The sequence below is a fragment of the Kribbella orskensis genome (assembly GCF_004342085.1).
Taxonomy (GTDB): domain Bacteria; phylum Actinomycetota; class Actinomycetes; order Propionibacteriales; family Kribbellaceae; genus Kribbella; species Kribbella orskensis.
The window spans coordinates 58589-76545 of record NZ_SLWM01000008.1 but is presented as its reverse complement, the minus strand read 5'-3'; the positions used below and the strand labels follow the sequence as shown (position 1 = coordinate 76545).

At 67.0% G+C, this 17957-nt stretch carries 31 protein-coding genes; 1 reads left to right on the top strand and 30 read right to left on the bottom strand.

Annotated elements, in window-relative coordinates:
* Position 1: 1 nt before the first annotated feature.
* The 10 genes from EV644_RS22345 to EV644_RS22300 all read right to left on the bottom strand — a co-directional run bounded on the left by EV644_RS22345 (position 2) and on the right by EV644_RS22300 (position 6008).
* Entirely contained in the window at positions 2-622 is a 621-nt protein-coding gene (locus EV644_RS22345) for a class I SAM-dependent methyltransferase (RefSeq protein ID WP_132190643.1), read from the bottom strand.
* On the bottom strand, positions 615-1352 hold the full coding sequence (locus tag EV644_RS22340; protein ID WP_370451446.1) for a tRNA pseudouridine synthase A: 738 nt from the start codon (positions 1350-1352) through the stop codon (positions 615-617). The genes EV644_RS22345 and EV644_RS22340 overlap by 8 nt, the downstream gene beginning before the upstream one ends.
* Positions 1353-1495: 143 nt before the next feature.
* Positions 1496-2203, bottom strand: coding sequence for a 50S ribosomal protein L17, sunset domain variant (gene rplQ, locus EV644_RS48160; RefSeq protein ID WP_132190641.1), 708 nt, complete (start codon positions 2201-2203; stop codon positions 1496-1498).
* Positions 2204-2275: 72 nt separating this feature from the next.
* Positions 2276-3301: a DNA-directed RNA polymerase subunit alpha gene (locus tag EV644_RS22330; protein ID WP_112243143.1), complete on the bottom strand. Its 1026-nt coding sequence runs from the start codon at positions 3299-3301 to the stop codon at positions 2276-2278.
* Positions 3302-3404: 103 nt separating this feature from the next.
* On the bottom strand, positions 3405-4013 hold the full coding sequence (gene rpsD / locus EV644_RS22325; protein WP_132190640.1) for a 30S ribosomal protein S4: 609 nt from the start codon (positions 4011-4013) through the stop codon (positions 3405-3407).
* Positions 4014-4037: 24 nt separating this feature from the next.
* Positions 4038-4445 carry a 30S ribosomal protein S11 gene (gene rpsK, locus EV644_RS22320; RefSeq protein WP_012923659.1) on the bottom strand — a complete coding sequence of 136 codons (408 nt, stop codon included), beginning with the start codon at positions 4443-4445 and terminating at the stop codon, positions 4038-4040.
* Between the two features lie 41 nt (positions 4446-4486).
* Positions 4487-4861 carry a 30S ribosomal protein S13 gene (gene rpsM, locus EV644_RS22315; RefSeq protein WP_132190639.1) on the bottom strand — a complete coding sequence of 125 codons (375 nt, stop codon included), beginning with the start codon at positions 4859-4861 and terminating at the stop codon, positions 4487-4489.
* 198 nt (positions 4862-5059) lie between these two features.
* On the bottom strand, positions 5060-5173 hold the full coding sequence (gene rpmJ, locus EV644_RS22310) for a 50S ribosomal protein L36 (RefSeq protein ID WP_008361054.1): 114 nt from the start codon (positions 5171-5173) through the stop codon (positions 5060-5062).
* A gap of 32 nt (positions 5174-5205) precedes the next feature.
* Positions 5206-5427: a translation initiation factor IF-1 gene (gene infA / locus EV644_RS22305; RefSeq protein WP_012923661.1), complete on the bottom strand. Its 222-nt coding sequence runs from the start codon at positions 5425-5427 to the stop codon at positions 5206-5208.
* 242 nt (positions 5428-5669) lie between these two features.
* A complete protein-coding gene (locus EV644_RS22300) occupies positions 5670-6008 on the bottom strand; it encodes a winged helix-turn-helix transcriptional regulator (protein WP_132190638.1) in 339 nt (112 codons plus the stop codon).
* 90 nt (positions 6009-6098) lie between these two features.
* Here EV644_RS22300 and EV644_RS22295 point away from each other — a divergent pair, with 90 nt between their 5' ends.
* Positions 6099-6992 carry an NAD(P)-dependent oxidoreductase gene (locus EV644_RS22295; RefSeq protein WP_132190637.1) on the top strand — a complete coding sequence of 298 codons (894 nt, stop codon included), beginning with the start codon at positions 6099-6101 and terminating at the stop codon, positions 6990-6992.
* Here EV644_RS22295 and EV644_RS22290 read toward each other — a convergent pair.
* The 20 genes from EV644_RS22290 to rplV form a co-directional block, all read right to left on the bottom strand.
* Entirely contained in the window at positions 6989-7813 is an 825-nt protein-coding gene (locus EV644_RS22290) for a hypothetical protein (RefSeq protein WP_132190636.1), read from the bottom strand. The two genes, EV644_RS22295 and EV644_RS22290, sit on opposite strands and share 4 nt — an antisense overlap.
* Complete coding sequence (locus tag EV644_RS22285; protein WP_132190635.1) at positions 7810-8259, bottom strand: DUF1707 SHOCT-like domain-containing protein; 450 nt, start codon at positions 8257-8259, stop codon at positions 7810-7812. The genes EV644_RS22290 and EV644_RS22285 overlap by 4 nt, the downstream gene beginning before the upstream one ends.
* 88 nt (positions 8260-8347) lie before the next feature.
* Complete coding sequence (map, locus tag EV644_RS22280) at positions 8348-9169, bottom strand: type I methionyl aminopeptidase (protein ID WP_199239957.1); 822 nt, start codon at positions 9167-9169, stop codon at positions 8348-8350.
* Between the two features lie 12 nt (positions 9170-9181).
* On the bottom strand, positions 9182-9754 hold the full coding sequence (locus EV644_RS22275) for an adenylate kinase (protein ID WP_132190633.1): 573 nt from the start codon (positions 9752-9754) through the stop codon (positions 9182-9184).
* The gene (gene secY / locus EV644_RS22270) at positions 9754-11055 is read right to left on the bottom strand and encodes a preprotein translocase subunit SecY (RefSeq protein WP_132190632.1); all 1302 of its coding nucleotides are present in this window, start codon (positions 11053-11055) and stop codon (positions 9754-9756) included. Before secY ends, EV644_RS22275 begins: the two co-directional genes overlap by 1 nt.
* Before the next feature lie 133 nt (positions 11056-11188).
* A complete protein-coding gene (rplO, locus tag EV644_RS22265; protein WP_132190631.1) occupies positions 11189-11629 on the bottom strand; it encodes a 50S ribosomal protein L15 in 441 nt (146 codons plus the stop codon).
* Position 11630: 1 nt separating this feature from the next.
* Positions 11631-11813 (bottom strand): 50S ribosomal protein L30, encoded by a 183-nt coding sequence (rpmD, locus tag EV644_RS22260; RefSeq protein ID WP_012923669.1) that lies wholly within the window; start codon positions 11811-11813, stop codon positions 11631-11633.
* Entirely contained in the window at positions 11813-12412 is a 600-nt protein-coding gene (gene rpsE, locus EV644_RS22255) for a 30S ribosomal protein S5 (protein ID WP_132190630.1), read from the bottom strand. The genes rpmD and rpsE overlap by 1 nt, the downstream gene beginning before the upstream one ends.
* 33 nt (positions 12413-12445) lie before the next feature.
* Entirely contained in the window at positions 12446-12829 is a 384-nt protein-coding gene (gene rplR, locus EV644_RS22250) for a 50S ribosomal protein L18 (protein WP_132190629.1), read from the bottom strand.
* A 2-nt stretch (positions 12830-12831) separates the two neighbouring features.
* Positions 12832-13374, bottom strand: a complete 543-nt coding sequence (rplF, locus tag EV644_RS22245; protein WP_132190628.1) for a 50S ribosomal protein L6 — start codon at positions 13372-13374, stop codon at positions 12832-12834.
* 27 nt (positions 13375-13401) lie between these two features.
* Complete coding sequence (gene rpsH / locus EV644_RS22240) at positions 13402-13809, bottom strand: 30S ribosomal protein S8 (RefSeq protein ID WP_132190627.1); 408 nt, start codon at positions 13807-13809, stop codon at positions 13402-13404.
* Positions 13810-13906: 97 nt separating this feature from the next.
* Positions 13907-14092, bottom strand: coding sequence for a type Z 30S ribosomal protein S14 (locus EV644_RS22235; RefSeq protein WP_012923674.1), 186 nt, complete (start codon positions 14090-14092; stop codon positions 13907-13909).
* Between the two features lies 1 nt (position 14093).
* Positions 14094-14675: a 50S ribosomal protein L5 gene (gene rplE / locus EV644_RS22230; RefSeq protein WP_132190626.1), complete on the bottom strand. Its 582-nt coding sequence runs from the start codon at positions 14673-14675 to the stop codon at positions 14094-14096.
* Complete coding sequence (gene rplX, locus EV644_RS22225; protein WP_132190625.1) at positions 14675-15076, bottom strand: 50S ribosomal protein L24; 402 nt, start codon at positions 15074-15076, stop codon at positions 14675-14677. The genes rplE and rplX overlap by 1 nt, the downstream gene beginning before the upstream one ends.
* Position 15077: 1 nt before the next feature.
* Positions 15078-15446 (bottom strand): 50S ribosomal protein L14, encoded by a 369-nt coding sequence (rplN, locus tag EV644_RS22220; protein ID WP_077019238.1) that lies wholly within the window; start codon positions 15444-15446, stop codon positions 15078-15080.
* Positions 15447-15537: 91 nt separating this feature from the next.
* The gene (gene rpsQ, locus EV644_RS22215; protein WP_132190624.1) at positions 15538-15834 is read right to left on the bottom strand and encodes a 30S ribosomal protein S17; all 297 of its coding nucleotides are present in this window, start codon (positions 15832-15834) and stop codon (positions 15538-15540) included.
* Positions 15831-16145, bottom strand: coding sequence for a 50S ribosomal protein L29 (gene rpmC, locus EV644_RS47550; RefSeq protein WP_132190623.1), 315 nt, complete (start codon positions 16143-16145; stop codon positions 15831-15833). Before rpmC ends, rpsQ begins: the two co-directional genes overlap by 4 nt.
* Positions 16145-16564 (bottom strand): 50S ribosomal protein L16, encoded by a 420-nt coding sequence (rplP, locus tag EV644_RS22205; protein ID WP_132190622.1) that lies wholly within the window; start codon positions 16562-16564, stop codon positions 16145-16147. Before rplP ends, rpmC begins: the two co-directional genes overlap by 1 nt.
* 3 nt (positions 16565-16567) lie before the next feature.
* Positions 16568-17419, bottom strand: coding sequence for a 30S ribosomal protein S3 (rpsC, locus tag EV644_RS22200; protein ID WP_132190621.1), 852 nt, complete (start codon positions 17417-17419; stop codon positions 16568-16570).
* Positions 17419-17925 (bottom strand): 50S ribosomal protein L22, encoded by a 507-nt coding sequence (gene rplV, locus EV644_RS22195; protein WP_241998620.1) that lies wholly within the window; start codon positions 17923-17925, stop codon positions 17419-17421. Before rplV ends, rpsC begins: the two co-directional genes overlap by 1 nt.
* Between the last annotated feature and the right edge of the window lie 32 nt (positions 17926-17957).

Below are 17957 nucleotides of genomic sequence, written 5' to 3'. Positions count from 1 at the left end.
CTCAGGACGGCGCTGGAGTCTCATTCGTTGCAGTCACCCGCAGAACCCTGAAACCCTTCGCGCTGGCCGTGCGTTCGCAGGGGTACCCCTGCTCCGTCAGCCATCGCTGCAGCGAGTCCGCGCCCAGGTTCTTGCCGACGACGAACCATGCCACGCCGCCGGGGGCAAGCCGGGCCAGCCAGTGCAGCAGCATCCTGTGCAGCTCGGGCTTGCCGATGTGGATCGCCGGGTTGGACCAGATCTCGTCGAACCGCAATTCGGCCGGTACGTCGTCCACCAGCGCCGGGTGCACCCGGTCCGCGACGCCGGCCGCCTTCGCGTTCTCGGCGGTCAGCTCGAGCGCGCGGTTGTTCACGTCGACCGCCCACACCTGGGCCTCCGGAGCCTCCACGGCCAGGGCGCAGGCGATCGGCCCGTACCCCGTCCCGAGGTCGAGGTACGTCCCGCCGCCGCTGGGTGGCTCCACCTCGCGCAGCAGGACCGACGTACCGAGGTCCAGGCGGTCCCGGGAGAAGACGCCAGTCGCCGTGGTGAAGGTGTACTCGCGCCCCCAGATCCGCGCCTCGACCGTACGTCGTACGTCGGCTGAGGTGGGCTCCGCCGAGAAGTAGTGGTCAGCCACGCTGGTACACCTCTCCCCTGACCTGGCGGGACTGGACGGCCCGCGCGGCCAGGTCTTCGTCTGCTGGGTAGCGCACTTCTTCCAGGGTGAGCCCGTGCGCGGGCAGCACGGTCACTGCCGAGTCCCGCACGCGCGCGGCGAGCACACTGGCGGGCCAGTCAACCTCACGGCGTCCGTCGCCCACCGGGATGATCGAGCCCACCAGAGCCCGCACCATCGAATGGCAGAAGGCATCGGCGATCACTGTGCCCTCCAGAAGGCCGGGAGCCACCCGGGCCCAGGAGAAGTCCAGCAGGGCTCTGACGGTGCTCGCCCCCTCGCGCTTCTTGCAGAAGGCGGCGAAATCGTGCTCGCCCAGCAACCCGGAAGCAGCCTGGTTCATTCGGCCCACGTCCAGCGGCCTGCCGACCCGCAGTACCTCCTGGCGGCGCAGCGGGTCCCAACCTGCCGGGTCGTCACAGACGCGGTAGACGTACCGACGGGACAACGCGGAGAACCTGGCGTCGAAGCCCTCCGGAGCCTCCGCTACCGCCGTAACCGCCACATCCTCCGGCAGTACGCCGTTGAGCCGCCTGAACAGGTCTCTGGCGGTCACAGGGGTCTCCAGGTCCACATGGGCCACCTGGCCGCGGGCATGGACTCCTGTGTCGGTTCTCCCGGCACAGGTGACCACCGGAGGCTCCGGGAGTCGCAGTACGGTCCGCAGCGCTTCCTCAAGGGTCTCCTGCACGGTCCTGAGGGCTGTCTGACGGGCCCAGCCGTGAAAACCGGTGCCGTCGTACCTCAGGTCAATTCGCCAACGCACAGGGCAATCTAACGCAGCAGCGCCTCTCCACTCGAAAGTGGAGAGGCGCTGACAGCGACTGCGAGGTGTTACTTGTCCTCGGTCTCGCCGGCCTTGGTGAAGCCGGCGGCCTCGGCGGCCTCTTCGGTGTTGAACCAGACCTCAGCCTCGGTCTGGTCGTACCAGGGCGACTCGGTGGTGTGGTACTTCATCGAGTTCTCGTTGCCCTTGATGTCGAAGCCCTCTGGCGCCGAGCCGTCCTCGTTCGGGGCCGCGGAGCCCTCGTACTTGGCGGCCACCACGTCCTGGACCTTGGTCTCCTCGGCCGGAGCCTCGGCCTCCTCGGTCTTCGCCTCGTCCTCGGCGGCGGCCTTCTTCGCCGTCGCCTTCTTGGCCGGGGTGGCCTTCTTCGCGGCGGCCTTGGCCTTCGGCGAGTCCGCCAGGGCCTCGACCAGCTCGATCTTCACCATGGGGGCGTTGTCGCCCTTGCGGGGGCCGAGCTTGGTGATCCGGGTGTAACCGCCCGGACGGTCCGCGAACCGCTCACCGATCTCGGTGAACAGCACGTGCACGACGGACTTGTCGCGGATCCGCTTCATCACCTGACGACGCGAGTTGAGGTCACCACGCTTGGCCTTGGTGATCATCGACTCCGCCAGCGGCTGCAGGCGCTTGGCCTTGGCCGCGGTGGTGGTGATCGAGCCGTGCTCGAACAGCGAGGTCGCGAGGTTGCTGAGGATCAGCTTCTCGTGCGCCGGGCTGCCGCCGAGGCGGGATCCCTTGGTAGGGGTAGGCATCTCTGTTGACTCCAGGAAATCTCAGGCCCGGGTCGGACCTTGGGATCGGCCTTGCGGTGCAGGGCCGGACTGTCAGTACTGCTCGGTCTCGGCGAAGCTCTCGTCCTCGTCCTCGGCGTCGTCGCCGTACGCCTCGGCAGCGGCGCGCAGGTCGAAGCCGGGGGGCGAGTCCTTCAGCGACAGGCCCATCTCGGCCAGCTTCAGCTTGACCTCGTCGATCGACTTGGAGCCGAAGTTGCGGATGTCCAGCAGGTCCTGCTCGCTGCGCGAGATCAGCTCACCCACGGTGTGGATGCCCTCGCGCTTGAGGCAGTTGTACGACCGGACGGTCAGCTGCAGGTCCTCCACCGGCAGGGCCAGGTCGGCCGCCATCTGCTCGTCGACCGGCGACGGGCCGATGTCGATGCCCTCGGCCTCGACGTTCAGCTCACGGGCCAGGCCGAACAGCTCGACCAGCGTCTTACCGGCCGACGCGACGGCGTCGCGGGGCAGCATCGACGGCTTGGTCTCGACGTCCACGACGAGACGGTCGAAGTCGGTGCGCTGCTCGACACGGGTCGCCTCGACCTTGTAGGTGACCTTGAGGACCGGCGAGTAGATCGAGTCGACCGGCATCCGGCCGATCTCGGCGTCGGCGGACTTGTTCTGGATCGCGGACACGTAGCCGCGGCCCCGCTCGACGACCAGCTCCATCTCGAGCCGGCCCTTCTCGTTCAGGGTGGCGATCTTCAGGTCCGGGTTGTGCACCTCGACGCCGGCCGGCGGCGCGATGTCGGCGGCGGTGACGTCACCGGGGCCCTGCTTGCGCAGGTACATGGTGACCGGCTCGTCGTGCTCGGAGGAGACGACCAGGTCCTTGAGGTTCAGGATCAGCTGGGTGGCGTCTTCCTTGACCCCGGCAACCGTCGAGAACTCGTGCAGCACGCCGTCGACCTTGATGCTGGTCACGGCGGCGCCCGGGATGGACGACAGCAGGGTACGGCGGATGGAGTTGCCGAGGGTGTAGCCGAAGCCCGGCTCCAGCGGCTCGATCACGAACCGCGAGCGGTGCTCGTCGACGACCTCTTCGGCCAGGGTGGGACGCTGCGCAATAAGCACTGTGTGTTCTTCCTTCTAGTTCCGCGACGACCACTATTTGAGGTCGCGAACCGAAGAGTGACGTCCCGCCCGCCGCGGCGCGAGCCACGGCGGGCGGAGTACGTCAGTTCTTCGAGTAGAGCTCGACGATCAGGTGCTCGGCGACCTGGGTGTCGATCTGTGCCCGGGTGGGCAGCTGGTGCACGAGGATCCGCAGCCGCTCGGGCAGCGCCTCGAGCCAGGCCGGAACCACTCGCTCGGAGTGGGTCTCCCTGGCGATGATGAACGGCGTCATCTCGGCCGACTTCGGCCGGACGTCGATCACGTCGTGGGCCGAGACCCGGTACGACGGGATGTTCACCTTGATGCCGTTCACGGTGAAGTGACCGTGCACGACGAGCTGACGCGCCTGACGACGGGTCCGGGCCAGACCGGCGCGGTACACGACGTTGTCGAGGCGGGACTCGAGGATGATCAGCAGGTTGTCACCGGTCTTACCAGGACGCCGCGAGGCCTCCTTGTAGTACAGGCTGAACTGCTTCTCCAGCACGCCGTAGGCGTAGCGGGCCTTCTGCTTCTCACGGAGCTGAAGCAGGTACTCGCTCTCCTTGGGACGGCCGCGGCCGTGCATACCCGGCGGGTACGGACGACGCTCGAACGCCTTGTCGCCACCGACGAGGTCGACCCCGAGACGGCGCGACTTCTTGGTCATGGGTCCGGTGTAACGGGCCATTTTCGCTGCCTACCTTTCTCTGGGTCAGACCCGGCGCCGCTTGGGAGGGCGGCAGCCGTTGTGGGCGGTCGGGGTGACGTCCTGGATGGTGCCGACCTCGAGGCCGACCGCACCCAGCGAACGGATCGCGGTCTCACGGCCGGAGCCGGGACCCTTGACGAAGACGTCGATCTTGCGCATGCCGTGCTCCATCGCGCGACGGCCGGCAGCCTCGGCTGCCATCTGCGCGGCGAACGGGGTGGACTTGCGCGAGCCCTTGAAGCCGACGGTGCCCGCGGAGGCCCACGAGATGACCGCGCCGGTCGGGTCGGTGATCGTCACGATCGTGTTGTTGAACGTGCTCTTGATGTGCGCGTGGCCGGCGGCCACGTTCTTCTTCTCCTTGCGGCGCACCTTCTTCGCGCCCGCCGCGGTGCGGCTCTTGGGAGGCATAGGTCAGTTGCTCCTGGGGTGGTCGACGGTCATCCGGGTCATCACTTCGTCTTCTTCTTGCCGGCGATCGCCTTACGGCGACCCTTGCGGCTACGGGCGTTGGTCCGCGTGCGCTGACCGCGCACCGGCAGGCCGCTGCGGTGCCGGCGACCCTGGTACGACCCGATCTCGATCTTGCGGCGGATGTCCGCGGTCACCTCGCGACGGAGGTCACCTTCGATCTTGTAGTTGCCTTCGATGAAGTCCCGGAGCTTGACCAGTTCTTCGTCGCCCAGTTCGTGGACGCGCTTGTCACCGGAGATACCGGTGGCTTCGAGCGTCTTCAGGGCGCGAGTACGACCTACACCGAAGATGTAGGTGAGAGCGACCTCGATGCGCTTGTCGCGCGGCAGGTCGACCCCTACGAGGCGTGCCATGTGGCGGTGTTCCTTTCGTCGGCAGAGGTGTGGTGGCGCGCCGCGTCCTTGCCCGCCTCGGTGCTCTGCCCGATCTCTCGGGATTTCACCGGCAAGGCCCCGGCCTCTGTTCCGGGGGCAGCATCCAGCCTGTTGCTTTGCTGGACGAGCGTGCGCGCTGTGGTGCGAAAGTGCTGTGCTGCTCGAGGTGGGGCTGGATCAGCCTTGCCGCTGCTTGTGCCGCGGGTTCTCGCAGATCACCATGACCCGGCCGTGACGGCGGATCACCTTGCACTTGTCGCAGATCTTCTTGACGCTCGGATTGACCTTCATCGAGCTTCTTTCTTCGACAGGTGATGTGGTGGTTACTTGTACCGGTAGACGATGCGACCCCGGGTGAGGTCGTACGGCGACAGCTCCACGACGACCCGGTCCTCGGGGAGGATCCGGATGTAGTGCTGCCTCATCTTGCCGCTGATGTGCGCGAGCACCTTGTGCCCGTTGGACAGCTCAACACGGAACATCGCGTTCGGCAGGGCCTCAACGATGGTGCCCTCGAGTTCGATGACTCCCTCTTTTTTGGGCATGTCCTCGCACTTCTGTAGACGACAACTGAATGGGTGGTACTACCGGCCCGCACCCCTGAACGAGTGTCACCCTCCCGACGGCACACAGAATGCGCTCATCGAGCAGCCGCGGGCAGCACGATCAGAGGCCACTATGGGCCAAGGGAAGAGTGTACGCCACCTACCGGCCGGAAACCCAATCGGCCTCCGCCGGCCCGGGTACTCCGGACCGGAGCGCCCGCCTGGCGACGGGGAGTGAGCGGTCAACAGCCGCGGGTGAGTTCCAGCTCGTCCAGATGCTCGGCGCCCCACTCGTCGAGCGGCGCCAACGCGAGGTTCAGCGATTCACCGAGCTTGGTCAGAGAGTACTCGACCTTCGGCGGCACCTGGTGGAAGACCTCGCGGTGCACGATGTCGCGGCTCTCCAGCTCGCGGAGCTGCTGGATCAGCATCTTCTCGGTCACCCCGGCGACGTCCTTGCGGAGCTCCCCGAACCGGCGCGGCCCGTGGTGCAGCGCCCAGAGGATGCGCGGCTTCCACTTCCCGCCGATCACGTCCGCGGCCGCGTCCAACCCACACGTGTACGGCGTCGCTGCCACCATGCCCGGAACTCCTCACTGACCAAATGGTGAGTACCTGACCAAATAGTAGGTACTTGTCGACTTTATAGCTCCTCGGCAAGTCTGGACCGCATGAAAACTCCTGTCACCGTTCTCGGCCTCGGCGCGATGGGGACCGCCCTCGCCCGGGCCTTCCTGGCCGCCGGCCACCCGACCACCGTCTGGAACCGCACTCCCGGCCGCTCCCCCGAGCTCGACGACCTCGGCGCCACCCGCGCCACCTCCGTGGCCGAGGCGGTCCAGGCCGCCCCGCTGGTGATCGCCTGCCTGCTTGACTACGCCAGCGTCCACACCACCCTTGCGCCTCTGGATGCGGACACCTCGCTGCTCCGGGGCAAGATCCTGGTGAACCTTACGAACGGCACGCCTGCCCAGGCCCGGAGTACAGGCGAGTGGGCGCAGCGGCACGGCGCGCAATACCTGGACGGCGGGATCATGGCAGTGCCGGCGATGATCGGCGGACCGGCGGCGTTCGTGCTCTACAGCGGCGCACCCGATGCCTTCGAGCGCCACCAGACGACTCTTGCGGCGATCGCGAAGACGACGTACGTGGGCAGCGATCCGGGGCTTGCGGCCTTGCACGATCTGGCGCTGCTCAGTGGCATGTACGGGATGTTCGGTGGCGCCGCGCAGGCCCTCGCACTGGTCTCCAGCGAGAAGGTCTCCCCCACCGCCTTCACCGCCGGCCTGCTGATCCCCTGGCTCACCGCCATGCTTGGCTCGATCACTGGAATCGCCAACGATCTCGAGTACGGCGCTGAGCCGGGCGCGGCGGGTTCGAACCTGGCGATGCAGGCGATCGGATTCGTCAATCTGCTCGACGCCTCGGTCGCTCAAGGAGTGGATCCGGCGCTGCTGGTTCCGATGGGCGAGTTGCTCGATCGGGCGGTCGCCGAGGGGCACGGCGACGAGGACCTCGCGGTGACGGTTCGCCTGCTCCAGGAGGCGAATCAGCAGGCGAACTAGGTCTGGTCGGTCAGGGGTCTCGTGGCGGCCCACTGCTCGCCGGTTTGCCAGACGTGCTCTGGCATGAGGTCCAGGAGGTCGCAGGCGGCGTCCAGTTGCGCCAGCGCAGTACTGGCGTCGCGGTAGGCGGCGAGGACCACGACGAAGCGCCGGCCTTCGCAGCTGAAGCCGAAGGGCGGCACTGGAGTGAGGGCCTCGACTGCGCGCGGGTGGAGCACCTCGAGGGCCAGGTCTTCCCGGCCGTTGAACAACTGGTACGGCTCGGGAAGCCCGTCCACGGACAGCTTGATCGGCAGCAGGCTGGCCGCGGCCAAGGGGGCCAGTGAGGCGGGCAGCACCTGGAGGGGCGGCAGTGGCCGCTCGACCTCCAGGTCGAGGAAATCGAAGCCGAGCTGGTGGCGCCGGACCTTGTGCCGGAAGCGGCCGGTCCAGAACTCCCGGCCGCGATGCCGGCCCGCCGTGACGTCGACGACCTCGGCGGCGGGGTCAGCGTTGAACGGCGGGAACGGCCAGCGCTCCAGCAGGTCGGGATCGACCGCGTTGAAGTGCCAGCCCATCTGCTCGACGACGTCCTCCCAGGACCGCCGCAACCTGGCCTCGGACAGCCGGGTGGCCAGGGTGAAGACGATCAGCACCAGGAACCAGGCCAGCACCAGCCAGCCGACCCAGCGCGGCTCGACCAGCAGGCCGACGATCACCAGCGGGACCGCGACGATGAACCAGAGCACGTAGACGAGCGCGGACCCCTGCCGCAGTTGCCACGTCCAAGCCGGCTTGATCCGCTGCCGGAGGGCGCGGCGACCGACCGGAGCCGCCGTCAACGGCGCTTTCCGAGGTTGCCCAGGACGATCAACGTCCAGGGGATGAGCAGCCAGACCGGCCAGAAGTGCGGCCAGTTCCCACCGTTGGCGACACCGATGACGAACCAGATGACCACGTTGATCATCACGATGCCGGTGAAGCCGCCGGCCGCCTGGCGCAGCGACGGCTGCTGCTGGTTGTTCTTCCGCTCGGGGAACTCACCGGGGGCGGGAGCGGGCTTGCTGTCCTGCACCATCGCGGGGGTCTGGTAGGTCCGGACCGGCGGCAGGTCGCGCACCAGCGGTTCCAGCTCGCCATACGTCTGCACGGCGTACAGCTGGTCGAGCCGCGAGGTGAACTCGGGCTGGTCCAGCCGACCGTCGGCGAAGGCGTCCCGCAGCCGGCTCGCGATCTTGTCGCGGTCGGCCTCGGTGAAGCGCTGGTGTGGCTGGTACTGACTGGGCATGTCCCAAGTGTGCCTCAGCCTGGGAGCGCACGGCGTCCCCCGATGGGCGGACCCCGGTGTCCGTCAGCCAGTGGGCCGCTGGTCAGTCTCAGTCGGCCAGCGGGCCGAAGGTGACGCCGAGCTCCTTGAGCCTGGCCTCGCCGCCGTCCAGGGCGGTCAGCACCCACGGACCCTGCGGGGTCAACGTGAACGTGTGCTCGGTGTGCGCCGCGGCCGTGCCGTCGTCGGTGACGACCGTCCAGTCGTCCTCGAGCGTGTGGTTGTTCTGCTCGCCCAGCGTGAGCATCGGCTCGACCGCCAGGGCCAGGCCCTCGATCAGCTTCGGTCCCTTGCCGGCCTTGCCGTAGTTCGGCACGTTCGGCGGCTGGTGCATCGCCGACCCGATCCCGTGCCCGACGAAGTCCTCGACGATCCCGTACGACGAGTTGGCGCGGACGTGGCGCTCGACAGCGGCGGAGATATCGGTCAGCCGGCCACCCAGCCGGGCGGCGGCGAACCCGTGCCACATCGACTCCTCGCACACCTTCGCGAGCTCGAGCAGTTCGGGCGCCACCTCGCCGACGGGCACCGTGATCGCGGCGTCGCCGTGCCAGCCGTCCACGATCGCGCCGCAGTCGATCGAGATGAGGTCACCCTCGGCCAGCACCCGGTCGCCCGGGATGCCGTGCACGATCTCCTCGTTCACCGACGCGCAGATGGAGCCGGTGAAGCCGTGGTAGCCCTTGAACGAGGGGGTCGCGCCGGAGGACCGGATGTGGTCCTCGGCGATCGCGTCCAGCTCACCGGTGGTGATACCGGGCCGCACCTCGGCGCGGAGCAGTTCCAGCGTGCGGCCGACCACCAGGCCGGCCGCACGCATGGACAGGATCTGCTCGCGGCTCTTGATCTCGATCCCGCGCTCCTTGAACATCACAGCTCGGTTCTAACCATCCAGAGTCTTGAGGGCGGCGAGCACGCGCTCGCTGACCTCGGCGATCTCGCCGACGCCGTCCACCTCGACCAGCAGGCCGCGCTGGGCGTAGACCCGCAACAGCGGCTTGGTCTCGGCGGCGTAGACCTCCTGGCGGTGCCGGATGACCTCTTCGGAGTCGTCCGAGCGGCCGTCGACCTTGGCCCGGCGCAGCATCCGGTCGACCAGCACGTCGATGTCCGCGACCAGCGCGACCACGGCGTTCAACTGGTGGCCGTGGTCGGCCACGATGTCGTCGAGAGTGCCGACCTGGGGCAACGTGCGCGGGTACCCGTCCAGCAGGAAGCCCTCGCCCGCGTCAGCCTCGGACAGCCGGTCCCGCACCATTGCGTTGGTGACCTCGTCCGGGACGTAGTTGCCCGCGTCCATGTACCGCTTCGCCTCGAGACCGAGCTCGGTCTCGTCCTTCACGTTCGCGCGGAAGATGTCGCCGGTGGATACGGCCGGGATTCCGAGACGGTCCGCAAGCACCTTTGCCTGCGTACCCTTACCCGCTCCGGGCGGACCCATCAGCAACATTCTCATCAGCGCAGGAACCCTTCGTAATTACGCTGCTGCAGCTGCGACTCGATCTGCTTGACCGTGTCCAGACCGACGCCGACCATGATCAGGATCGACGTGCCGCCGAACGGGAAGTTCTGGCTGGCGTTCAGCAGGACCAGTGCGATCAGCGGGATCAGCGAGATCGCCGCGAGATAGATGGCGCCGGGCAGCGTGATGCGGGACAGGACGTAGGAGAGGTACTCCTCGGTCGGCCGACCCGCCCGGATCCCGGGGATGAAGCCGCCGTACTTCTTCATGTTGTCTGCAACTTCCTTCGGATTGAAGGTAATCGAGACATAGAAGTACGTGAAGAAGATGATCAGGGCGACATACGTCACGATGTAGATCGGGTGATCACCCTTGACGAGGTTGCCCTGGATCCACTGCGCCCAGCCTTCGTCTTGTCGGAACTGACTGACCAGCACCGGTAGATACATCAGGCTGGAGGCGAAGATGACCGGGATCACACCCGCCTGGTTCACCTTCAGCGGGATGTAGGTCGAGGTACCGCCGAACATCTTCCGGCCGACCATCCGCTTGGCGTACTGCACCGGGATCCGGCGCTGCGCCTGTTCGATGAAGATGACCGCGGCCATGATCACCAGACCGATGGCGAGCACGACGATGAAGGTGGCGATGCCCTTCTGCTTGCGGATGCTCCACAGCTGCGACGGGAAGGTGGCGACGATCTGGGTGAAGATCAGGATCGACATGCCGTTGCCGACGCCGCGGTCGGTGATCAGCTCACCGAGCCACATCACCACACCGGTGCCGGCGGTCATGGTCAGCACCATCACGGTGACCGCGAACCAGCCGTCGTTGTGCAGCAGGGGCTCGTTGCAGCCCTGGAACAGCCGGCCGGGGGTCCGGGCGAGCGCGACGAACGCGGTCGCCTGCAGGATCGCCAGACCGACGGTCAGGAAGCGGGTGTACTGGGTGATCTTGCCCTGTCCCGCCTGGCCTTCCTTCTTCAGCGACTCCAGCCGCGGGATGACCACGGTGAGCAGCTGCAGGATGATGCTGGCGGTGATGTACGGCATGATGCCGAGCGCGAAGATCGCGAGCTGCAGCAGTGCCCCACCGGAGAACAGGTTGATCAGGTTGTACAGGTTCGCGTTCGAACCCGAGGTCGCCTGGTTGAGGCAGGTGTCCAGCGACTGGACGTTGACGCCAGGCGCCGGCACGACCGAGCCGATCCGGAAGATCACGACGATGAAGAGCACGAACAAGATCTTCCGGCGCAGGTCCGGAGTCTTGAACGCGTTGGCAAAGGCGCCTAACACCCTGTCCTCCCACAAGTTTCCCTTGCCCGGTCAGGGCAGGGGCCTAGCAAAGCAGCTGGGCAAGAGACGAACCAGGGCTCGTCCGAACTCCAGCGCGACAATAACAAACGCTGGCTCGCACGAGCCCTGGCACTCACACCTCGGTGGCTGATCCTCCGGCCGCAAGGATCTTGTCCTTGGCGGTCTTGGAGAACTTGTGTACCGAAACCTGCAGTGCAACGGTCAGCTCGCCGTCGCCCAGCACCTTCACCGGGAGACTGTCGCGGACCGCGCCCTTGGCGACCAGGTCAGTCACGCTGACCTCGCCCCCTTCGGGGAACAGCTGCCCGAGCTTGTCCAGGTTAACGACCTGGAACTCCACTCGGTTCCTGCTCTTGAAGCCTTTCAGCTTCGGCAGCCGCATGTGCAGCGGCATCTGGCCACCCTCGAAGTTCTCGGGGATGTTGTTACGGGCCTTGCTGCCCTTGGTACCGCGGCCGGCCGTCTTGCCCTTGCTGCCCTCACCACGACCCACGCGGGTCTTGGCGGTCTTGGCGCCGGGCGCCGGACGCAGGTGGTGAACCTTGAGCGTCATGTCAGTCAACCTCTTCGACGGTGATGAGGTGGCGAACCGTACGCACCATGCCCCGGATCTCCGGGCGGTCGTCGTGAACGGCGACGTCGCCGATCCGCTTCACGCCCAGGGTCCGCAGCGTGTCGCGCTGGTTCTGCTTGCCACCGATGCCGGAACGGGTCTGGGTCACCTTCAGGCGAGCCATCAGGAAGCCACCTCCGCCCGCGCCTTCAGCAGCGCCGCCGGGGCGACGTGCTCGACCGGCAGACCACGGCGAGCCGCCACGGCCTCCGGAGTCTCCAGGCTGCGCAGCGCCTCGACAGTGGCGTGAACCACGTTGATGGCGTTGGACGAGCCCAGCGACTTGCTCAGGATGTCGTGGATCCCGGCGCACTCCAGTACCGCGCGCGCCGAACCACCCGCGATCACACCGGTACCGGGAGCGGCCGGACGCAGCATCACAACGCCTGCGGCCTTCTCGCCCTGGACCGGGTGCGGGATGGTGCCCTGGATCCTCGGCACCTTGAAGAATGCCTTCTTGGCCTCCTCGACACCCTTGGCGATCGCCGCGGGCACCTCCTTGGCCTTGCCATACCCAACACCGACGGTGCCTTCACCGTCGCCGACGACCACGAGGGCGGTGAAGCTGAAGCGACGACCACCCTTCACGACCTTGGCGACACGGTTGATGGCTACCACGCGCTCGATGTAGGCGGTCTTGTCAGCTGCCGCACCACGACCACCGTCGCGGTTACGGCGCTCACCACCGGCGCCGCCTCCGCGACGCTGCTGGCCTCCGCTCATTTCGAACTACCTTCTTCCTTTTGTGTCGCCATGTCAGAAGCCGAGGCCGCCCTCACGGGCGGCGTCGGCCAGGGCCGCGATACGGCCGTGGTACTTGTTCCCGGCCCGGTCGAAGACGACCGAGTCGATGCCGGCTGCCTTGGCGCGGTCGGCGATCAGGCCGCCCACGGTCTTGGCCTTGTCGGTCTTGTTCGCCTCCGCACCGCGCAGGTCCGCCTCCATGGTGGAAGCAGAGACCAGGGTGACGCCGGCGACGTCGTCGATGACCTGAGCGAACAGGTGCTTCGAGGACTTGCTGACCACCAGGCGCGGCCGGTCGGGGGTGCCGTTGACCTTCTTGCGGACGCGGATCTGGCGACGCAGCCGGGAGGAGGTCTTCTTGGCGGAGTGCTTGTTGTGACGCAATCCGATCGCCATGGTTACTTACCAGCCTTTCCGACCTTGCGGCGCACCTGCTCGCCCGCGTACCGCACACCCTTGCCCTTGTACGGCTCGGGCTTGCGCAGCTTGCGGATGTTGGCGGCGACCTCGCCGACCGACTGCTTGTCGATACCCTGCACCGAGAACCGGGTCGGCGTCTCCACCGTGAAGGTGATGCCGTCCGGCGCCTCCACCGTGATGGTGTGGCTGTAGCCGAGCGAGAACTCGAGCGTGGCCGGGCCCTTGGACAGGACGCGGTAACCGACGCCGACGATCTCGAGCTTCTTCTCGTAGCCGTCCGTCACGCCGGTCACCAGGTTGGCGATCAGGGTGCGGGACAGGCCGTGCAGTTCCTTGCTCTTGCGCTGGTCGTCCGGACGCGAGACGGCGATCGTGCCGTCCTCGTCGCGGTTGACCACGATCGGCTCCGCAACAACGTGCGAGAGCTGACCCTTGGGACCCTTCACGGTGACCGTCTGGCCGTCGATCGTGACGTCGACGCCGGACGGGACCGTGATCGGGAGCTTACCGATGCGAGACATGAGAGTGGTCCTCCTTCCGGTTCTTCGTCACCAGACGTAGGCGAGGACTTCCCCGCCAACGCCCTTGTTCTTGGCCTGCCGGTCGGTCAGGAGTCCCTGCGACGTCGAGATGATCGCGACGCCGAGGCCACCGAGCACCTTGGGCAGATTGGTCGACTTCGCGTACACCCGCAGGCCGGGCTTGCTGATCCGGCGCACGCCCGCGATGGAGCGCTCCCGGCTCGGGCCGAACTTCAGATCGACGATCAGGGTCTTGCCGACGGCGCCTTCCTTCGGCTCCTCCACCTTGTAGGAGGAGATGTAGCCCTCCTGCTGGAGGATGTCGGCGATGCCCTGCTTGATCTTGCTGTACGGCATCTGGGTCGACTCGTGATACGCCTGGTTGGCGTTGCGCAGACGTGTCAACATGTCTGCGATCGGGTCGGTCATCGTCATGGCCTGGGGCCTCTTTCCCGCCGTGGTTTCGCCTTCGGGCGACCTACGGTGACTAGATGGTGGTTGGAGAAAAGAACGGTGCCGGCGGTGCGGATGGTCACCAGCTGGACTTGGTGACACCGGGCAGCTCGCCCCGGTGCGCCATCTCGCGCAGGCAGATCCGGCACAGGCCGAACTTGCGGAAGACGGCCTTGGGCCGGCCGCAGCGCTGGCAGCGCGTGTAACCACGCACCGCGAACTTCGGCTTGCGGGCCTGCTTGACCTTGAGTGCTGTCTTCGCCACGTCAGTTCTCCTTGAACGGGAAGCCGAGCTGCCGCAGCAGCGCGCGCCCCTCGTCGTCGTTCTTGGCGGTGGTCACCACGGTGATGTCCATCCCGCGAACCCGGTCGATCCGGTCCTGGTTGATCTCGTGGAACATCACCTGCTCGGTCAGGCCGAAGGTGTAGTTCCCGTTGCCGTCGAACTGCTTGGCCGACAGGCCGCGGAAGTCGCGGATCCGGGGCAGCGCGAGCGCCAGCAGCCGGTCCAGGAACTCCCACATCCGGTCGCCGCGCAGCGTGACGTGCGCGCCGATCGGCATGCCCTCACGCAGCTTGAACTGCGCGATCGACTTGCGGGCCTTGGTCACCGACGGCTTCTGGCCGGTGATCGCGGCCAGGTCCTTGATGGCGCCGTCGATCAGCTTGGAGTCGCGAGCCGCCTCGCCGACACCCATGTTCACCACGATCTTGGTGAGCCCGGGTACCTGCATCACGTTCTCGAAGTGGAACTCGTCCTGCAGCTTGCCGACGATCTCGTCGCGGTACTTGGTCTTCAGCCGGGGCAGCGTCTTGTCAGCACCGGTCTCGGTGGCCGTAGCACTCATCAGATCTCCTCGCCGGTGCGGCGTGAGATACGCACGCTGCGGAACCCGGTGTACGTCGAACCGTCGGGGCGCCGCTTCTGCACCTCGACGCGGTTGTAGCCGACGCGGGTGGTGACCTTCTGCTTCTTGCCATCCGCGTCGGTGATCTCGACGAGCAGCATCACGTTGGAGACGTGGATCGGGGCTTCCTGGGTGATGATGCCACCCGTGGTGCCGCCGCGCTGGGCCTGCTGCACCTTGGTGTGCTTCTTGACCCGGTTCACGCCTTCGACGATGACCTTCTCGACCTCGGGCAGGACCGAGATGATCTTGCCCTCGAGACCCTTGGACTTACCGGCGATCACGCGAACGAGATCACCCTTCTTGACGTGCAGCGTGCGCCGCACCTTCTCCTGCGCCATCTCAGAGCACCTCCGGAGCGAGCGAGATGATCTTCATGAAGCGCTTCTCCCGCAGCTCGCGGCCGACCGGCCCGAAGATACGGGTACCGCGCGGCTCGCCGTCGGCCTTCAGGATCACCGCGGCGTTCTCGTCGAACCGGATGTAGGAGCCGTCCGGACGCCGGCGCTCCTTCACGGTGCGCACGATGACAGCCTTGACGACGTCGCCCTTCTTGACGCCACCACCCGGGATCGCGTCCTTGACGGTGGCGACGATCGTGTCACCGACACCGGCGTAGCGCCGACCTGAGCCACCGAGAACGCGGATGCACAAGATCTCCTTGGCACCCGTGTTGTCGGCGACCTTCAGTCGCGACTCCTGCTGGATCATCTGTTGATCTCCTGGTTGTCTCGCTGGTTCTCACCCGTGGTGAGCCTTGCGGAACGAATGATTTCGATTGGGTACTGCGGGGCGACGTCTGTCACTTCGCCTTTTCGAGGATCTCCACGACGCGCCAGCGCTTCGTCGCCGAGAGCGGCCGGGTCTCCATCAGGAGGACGCGGTCGCCGATACCGGCGGCGTTCTGCTCGTCGTGGGCCTTGAGCTTGCTGGTGCGACGGATGACCTTGCCGTACAGCTTGTGCTTGACCCGGTCCTCGACCTCGACGGTGACGGTCTTGTCCATCTTGTCGCTCAGCACCAGACCCTCACGGGTCTTGCGGGCACCTCGCGCCTTGGTCGTGCTCACGGTCTCGTCCTTCGCTGCGTTCTCGGTCATGCCTTGCTCCCGGCCTTCTCGCTGTCGTCCGCTGCCACTTCATCTGACACAGCGTCGGTTTCGACCTCGGCGTCAGCGGCGTCAGCCGCGGGGGCGTCGACCTCGTCGGTGATGCCGAGCGCCCGCTCGGTCAGCACCGTGTAGATGCGGGCGATGTCCTTGCGGACGGCGCGCAGCCGGCCGTGGGACTCCAGCTGACCCGTGGCAGCCTGGAACCGGAGGTTGAACAGCTCCTCCTTGGCGTTACCGAGCTTCTCCAGAAGCTCGTCCTTTCCCAGGTTCCGCAGCTCGGCGGCGGTCAGGATAGCCATCAGTTCTCACCTGCCTCTCGGGTGATGAAGCGGCACTTCATCGGCAACTTGTGGATCGCGCGGCGCATGGCCTCGCGGGCGACGTCCTCGGGCACACCCGAGAGTTCGAACATCACGCGACCGGACTTCACGTTGGCGATCCACCACTCGGGCGAACCCTTACCGGAACCCATCCGGGTCTCGGCCGGCTTCTTGGTCAGCGGGCGGTCCGGGTAGATGTTGATCCAGACCTTTCCGCCACGCTTGATGTGCCGGGTCATCGCGATACGAGCGGACTCGATCTGCCGGTTGGTGACGTAGTGGCTCTCCAGGGCCTGGATGCCGAAGTCACCGAAGGCCAGCGTGGTGCCACCCTTGGCAGCGCCGGAGCGCTTCGGGTGGTGCTGCTTGCGGTGCTTGACCTTGCGGGGGATGAGCACGGTTCAGCTCTCCGTTCCGGTCGTCTCGGCCGGCTTGTCGGCTGCCGGCGCTGCGTCGGCCTTGGGGGCCTCGTTACGGGCGCCGCCGTCGCGACGGTCGTCACGACGACCACCACGGTCGCCGCCACGGCCACCACGGTCACCGCGGTCGCCACCGTCACGGCGGGCCGGACGGCCACGCTGCTGAGTGGCGGCGCGGGCAGCGGCCTGCGCCTCGCGCTCGGCGCGGGAGCCGGCGACGTCACCCTTGTAGATCCAGACCTTCACGCCGATCCGGCCGAAGGTCGTGCGGGCCTCGTAGAAGCCGTAGTCGATGTCCGCGCGAAGCGTGTGCAGCGGCACCCGGCCCTCGCGGTAGAACTCCGACCGCGACATCTCGGCGCCACCCAGACGACCGGAGCACTGGATCCGGATGCCCAGGGCGCCGCCACGCATGGTGGTCTGCATCGCCTTGCGCATCGCGCGGCGGAACGCCACGCGACCGGACAGCTGCTCGGCCACACCCTGGGCGACCAACTGTGCGTCGACCTCGGCGTTCTTGACCTCGAGGATGTTCAGCTGCACCTGCTTGCCGGTGAGCTCCTCCAGGCTGCCCCGGATCCGGTCCGCCTCGGCGCCGCGGCGACCGATGACGATGCCCGGACGGGCGGTGTGGATGTCGACCCGGACGCGGTCACGGGTGCGCTCGATCTCCACGCGGGAGATGCCGGCGCGCTCCATGCCCTTGCTCAGCAGGCGGCGGATCTTGACGTCCTCGCCCACGTAGTCCTTGTACAGCTTCTCGGCGTACCAACGACTCTTGTGGTCCGTGCTGATGCCGAGTCGGAACCCGTGCGGGTTAACCTTCTGGCCCACTAGCGGGTCCTGCCCTTCTTCTCAGCGGCGGCCTTCTTGGTGCCGTCGGCCTTCTTCGCGGCGGCCTTCTTGGCGCCGTCGGCCTTCTTGCCGTCCTTCTTGGCTTCGGCCTGCTCCGCCTCGACCTTCGGGCCCACGACCACGGTGATGTGGCTGGTCCGCTTGTCGATCCGGGTGGCCCGGCCCTGTGCACGCGGGCGGTGACGCTTCAGCGTCGGTCCCTCGTCCACGAAGGCCTTCACCACGACCAGCTCGGCCCGGCTCAGGTGCTCGGTGCCCTCGGCGTTCGCCGCGGCGCTGTCGACGACCTTGTACACGGTCGCGGCAGCGGCCTGCGGGGCGAACTTCAGAGTGGCGAGTGCGTCGTCGACGCCCATGCCGCGCACCAGGTCGACCACGCGACGCGCCTTCATCGGCGTCACGCGGACGAAGCGCGCGACCGCGAAGGCCCCGGGCTCCTCGCCCAGCAGGCTCTCGCGACGGGCACTGACAGCCCTACGCTCCATTACGCTCATGATGTTCGAATCTCTCCGTCGGT

Excerpts from the sequence above, each read along its gene's own strand:
- rplQ (WP_132190641.1), bottom strand. The coding sequence starts at position 2,203 with ATGCCTACCCCTACCAAGGGATCCCGCCTCGGCGGCAGCCCGGCGCAC.
- rpsD (WP_132190640.1), bottom strand. The coding sequence starts at position 4,013 with ATGGCCCGTTACACCGGACCCATGACCAAGAAGTCGCGCCGTCTCGGG.
- rpsK (WP_012923659.1), bottom strand. The coding sequence starts at position 4,445 with ATGCCTCCCAAGAGCCGCACCGCGGCGGGCGCGAAGAAGGTGCGCCGC.
- rpsM (WP_132190639.1), bottom strand. The coding sequence starts at position 4,861 with ATGGCACGCCTCGTAGGGGTCGACCTGCCGCGCGACAAGCGCATCGAG.
- rpmJ (WP_008361054.1), bottom strand. The coding sequence starts at position 5,173 with ATGAAGGTCAATCCGAGCGTCAAGAAGATCTGCGACAAGTGCAAGGTG.
- infA (WP_012923661.1), bottom strand. The coding sequence starts at position 5,427 with ATGCCCAAAAAAGAGGGAGTCATCGAACTCGAGGGCACCATCGTTGAG.
- EV644_RS22300 (WP_132190638.1), bottom strand. The coding sequence starts at position 6,008 with ATGGTGGCAGCGACGCCGTACACGTGTGGGTTGGACGCGGCCGCGGAC.
- EV644_RS22295 (WP_132190637.1), top strand. The coding sequence starts at position 6,099 with ATGAAAACTCCTGTCACCGTTCTCGGCCTCGGCGCGATGGGGACCGCC.
- EV644_RS22285 (WP_132190635.1), bottom strand. The coding sequence starts at position 8,259 with ATGCCCAGTCAGTACCAGCCACACCAGCGCTTCACCGAGGCCGACCGC.
- map (WP_199239957.1), bottom strand. The coding sequence starts at position 9,169 with ATGTTCAAGGAGCGCGGGATCGAGATCAAGAGCCGCGAGCAGATCCTG.
- EV644_RS22275 (WP_132190633.1), bottom strand. The coding sequence starts at position 9,754 with ATGAGAATGTTGCTGATGGGTCCGCCCGGAGCGGGTAAGGGTACGCAG.
- rplO (WP_132190631.1), bottom strand. The coding sequence starts at position 11,629 with ATGACGCTCAAGGTTCACCACCTGCGTCCGGCGCCCGGCGCCAAGACC.
- rpmD (WP_012923669.1), bottom strand. The coding sequence starts at position 11,813 with ATGGCTCGCCTGAAGGTGACCCAGACCCGTTCCGGCATCGGTGGCAAG.
- rpsE (WP_132190630.1), bottom strand. The coding sequence starts at position 12,412 with ATGAGCGGAGGCCAGCAGCGTCGCGGAGGCGGCGCCGGTGGTGAGCGC.
- rplR (WP_132190629.1), bottom strand. The coding sequence starts at position 12,829 with ATGGCGATCGGATTGCGTCACAACAAGCACTCCGCCAAGAAGACCTCC.
- rplF (WP_132190628.1), bottom strand. The coding sequence starts at position 13,374 with ATGTCTCGCATCGGTAAGCTCCCGATCACGGTCCCGTCCGGCGTCGAC.
- rpsH (WP_132190627.1), bottom strand. The coding sequence starts at position 13,809 with ATGACGATGACCGACCCGATCGCAGACATGTTGACACGTCTGCGCAAC.
- rplE (WP_132190626.1), bottom strand. The coding sequence starts at position 14,675 with ATGAGTGCTACGGCCACCGAGACCGGTGCTGACAAGACGCTGCCCCGG.
- rplX (WP_132190625.1), bottom strand. The coding sequence starts at position 15,076 with ATGGCGCAGGAGAAGGTGCGGCGCACGCTGCACGTCAAGAAGGGTGAT.
- rplN (WP_077019238.1), bottom strand. The coding sequence starts at position 15,446 with ATGATCCAGCAGGAGTCGCGACTGAAGGTCGCCGACAACACGGGTGCC.
- rpsQ (WP_132190624.1), bottom strand. The coding sequence starts at position 15,834 with ATGACCGAGAACGCAGCGAAGGACGAGACCGTGAGCACGACCAAGGCG.
- rpmC (WP_132190623.1), bottom strand. The coding sequence starts at position 16,145 with ATGGCTATCCTGACCGCCGCCGAGCTGCGGAACCTGGGAAAGGACGAG.
- rplV (WP_241998620.1), bottom strand. The coding sequence starts at position 17,925 with ATGGAGCGTAGGGCTGTCAGTGCCCGTCGCGAGAGCCTGCTGGGCGAG.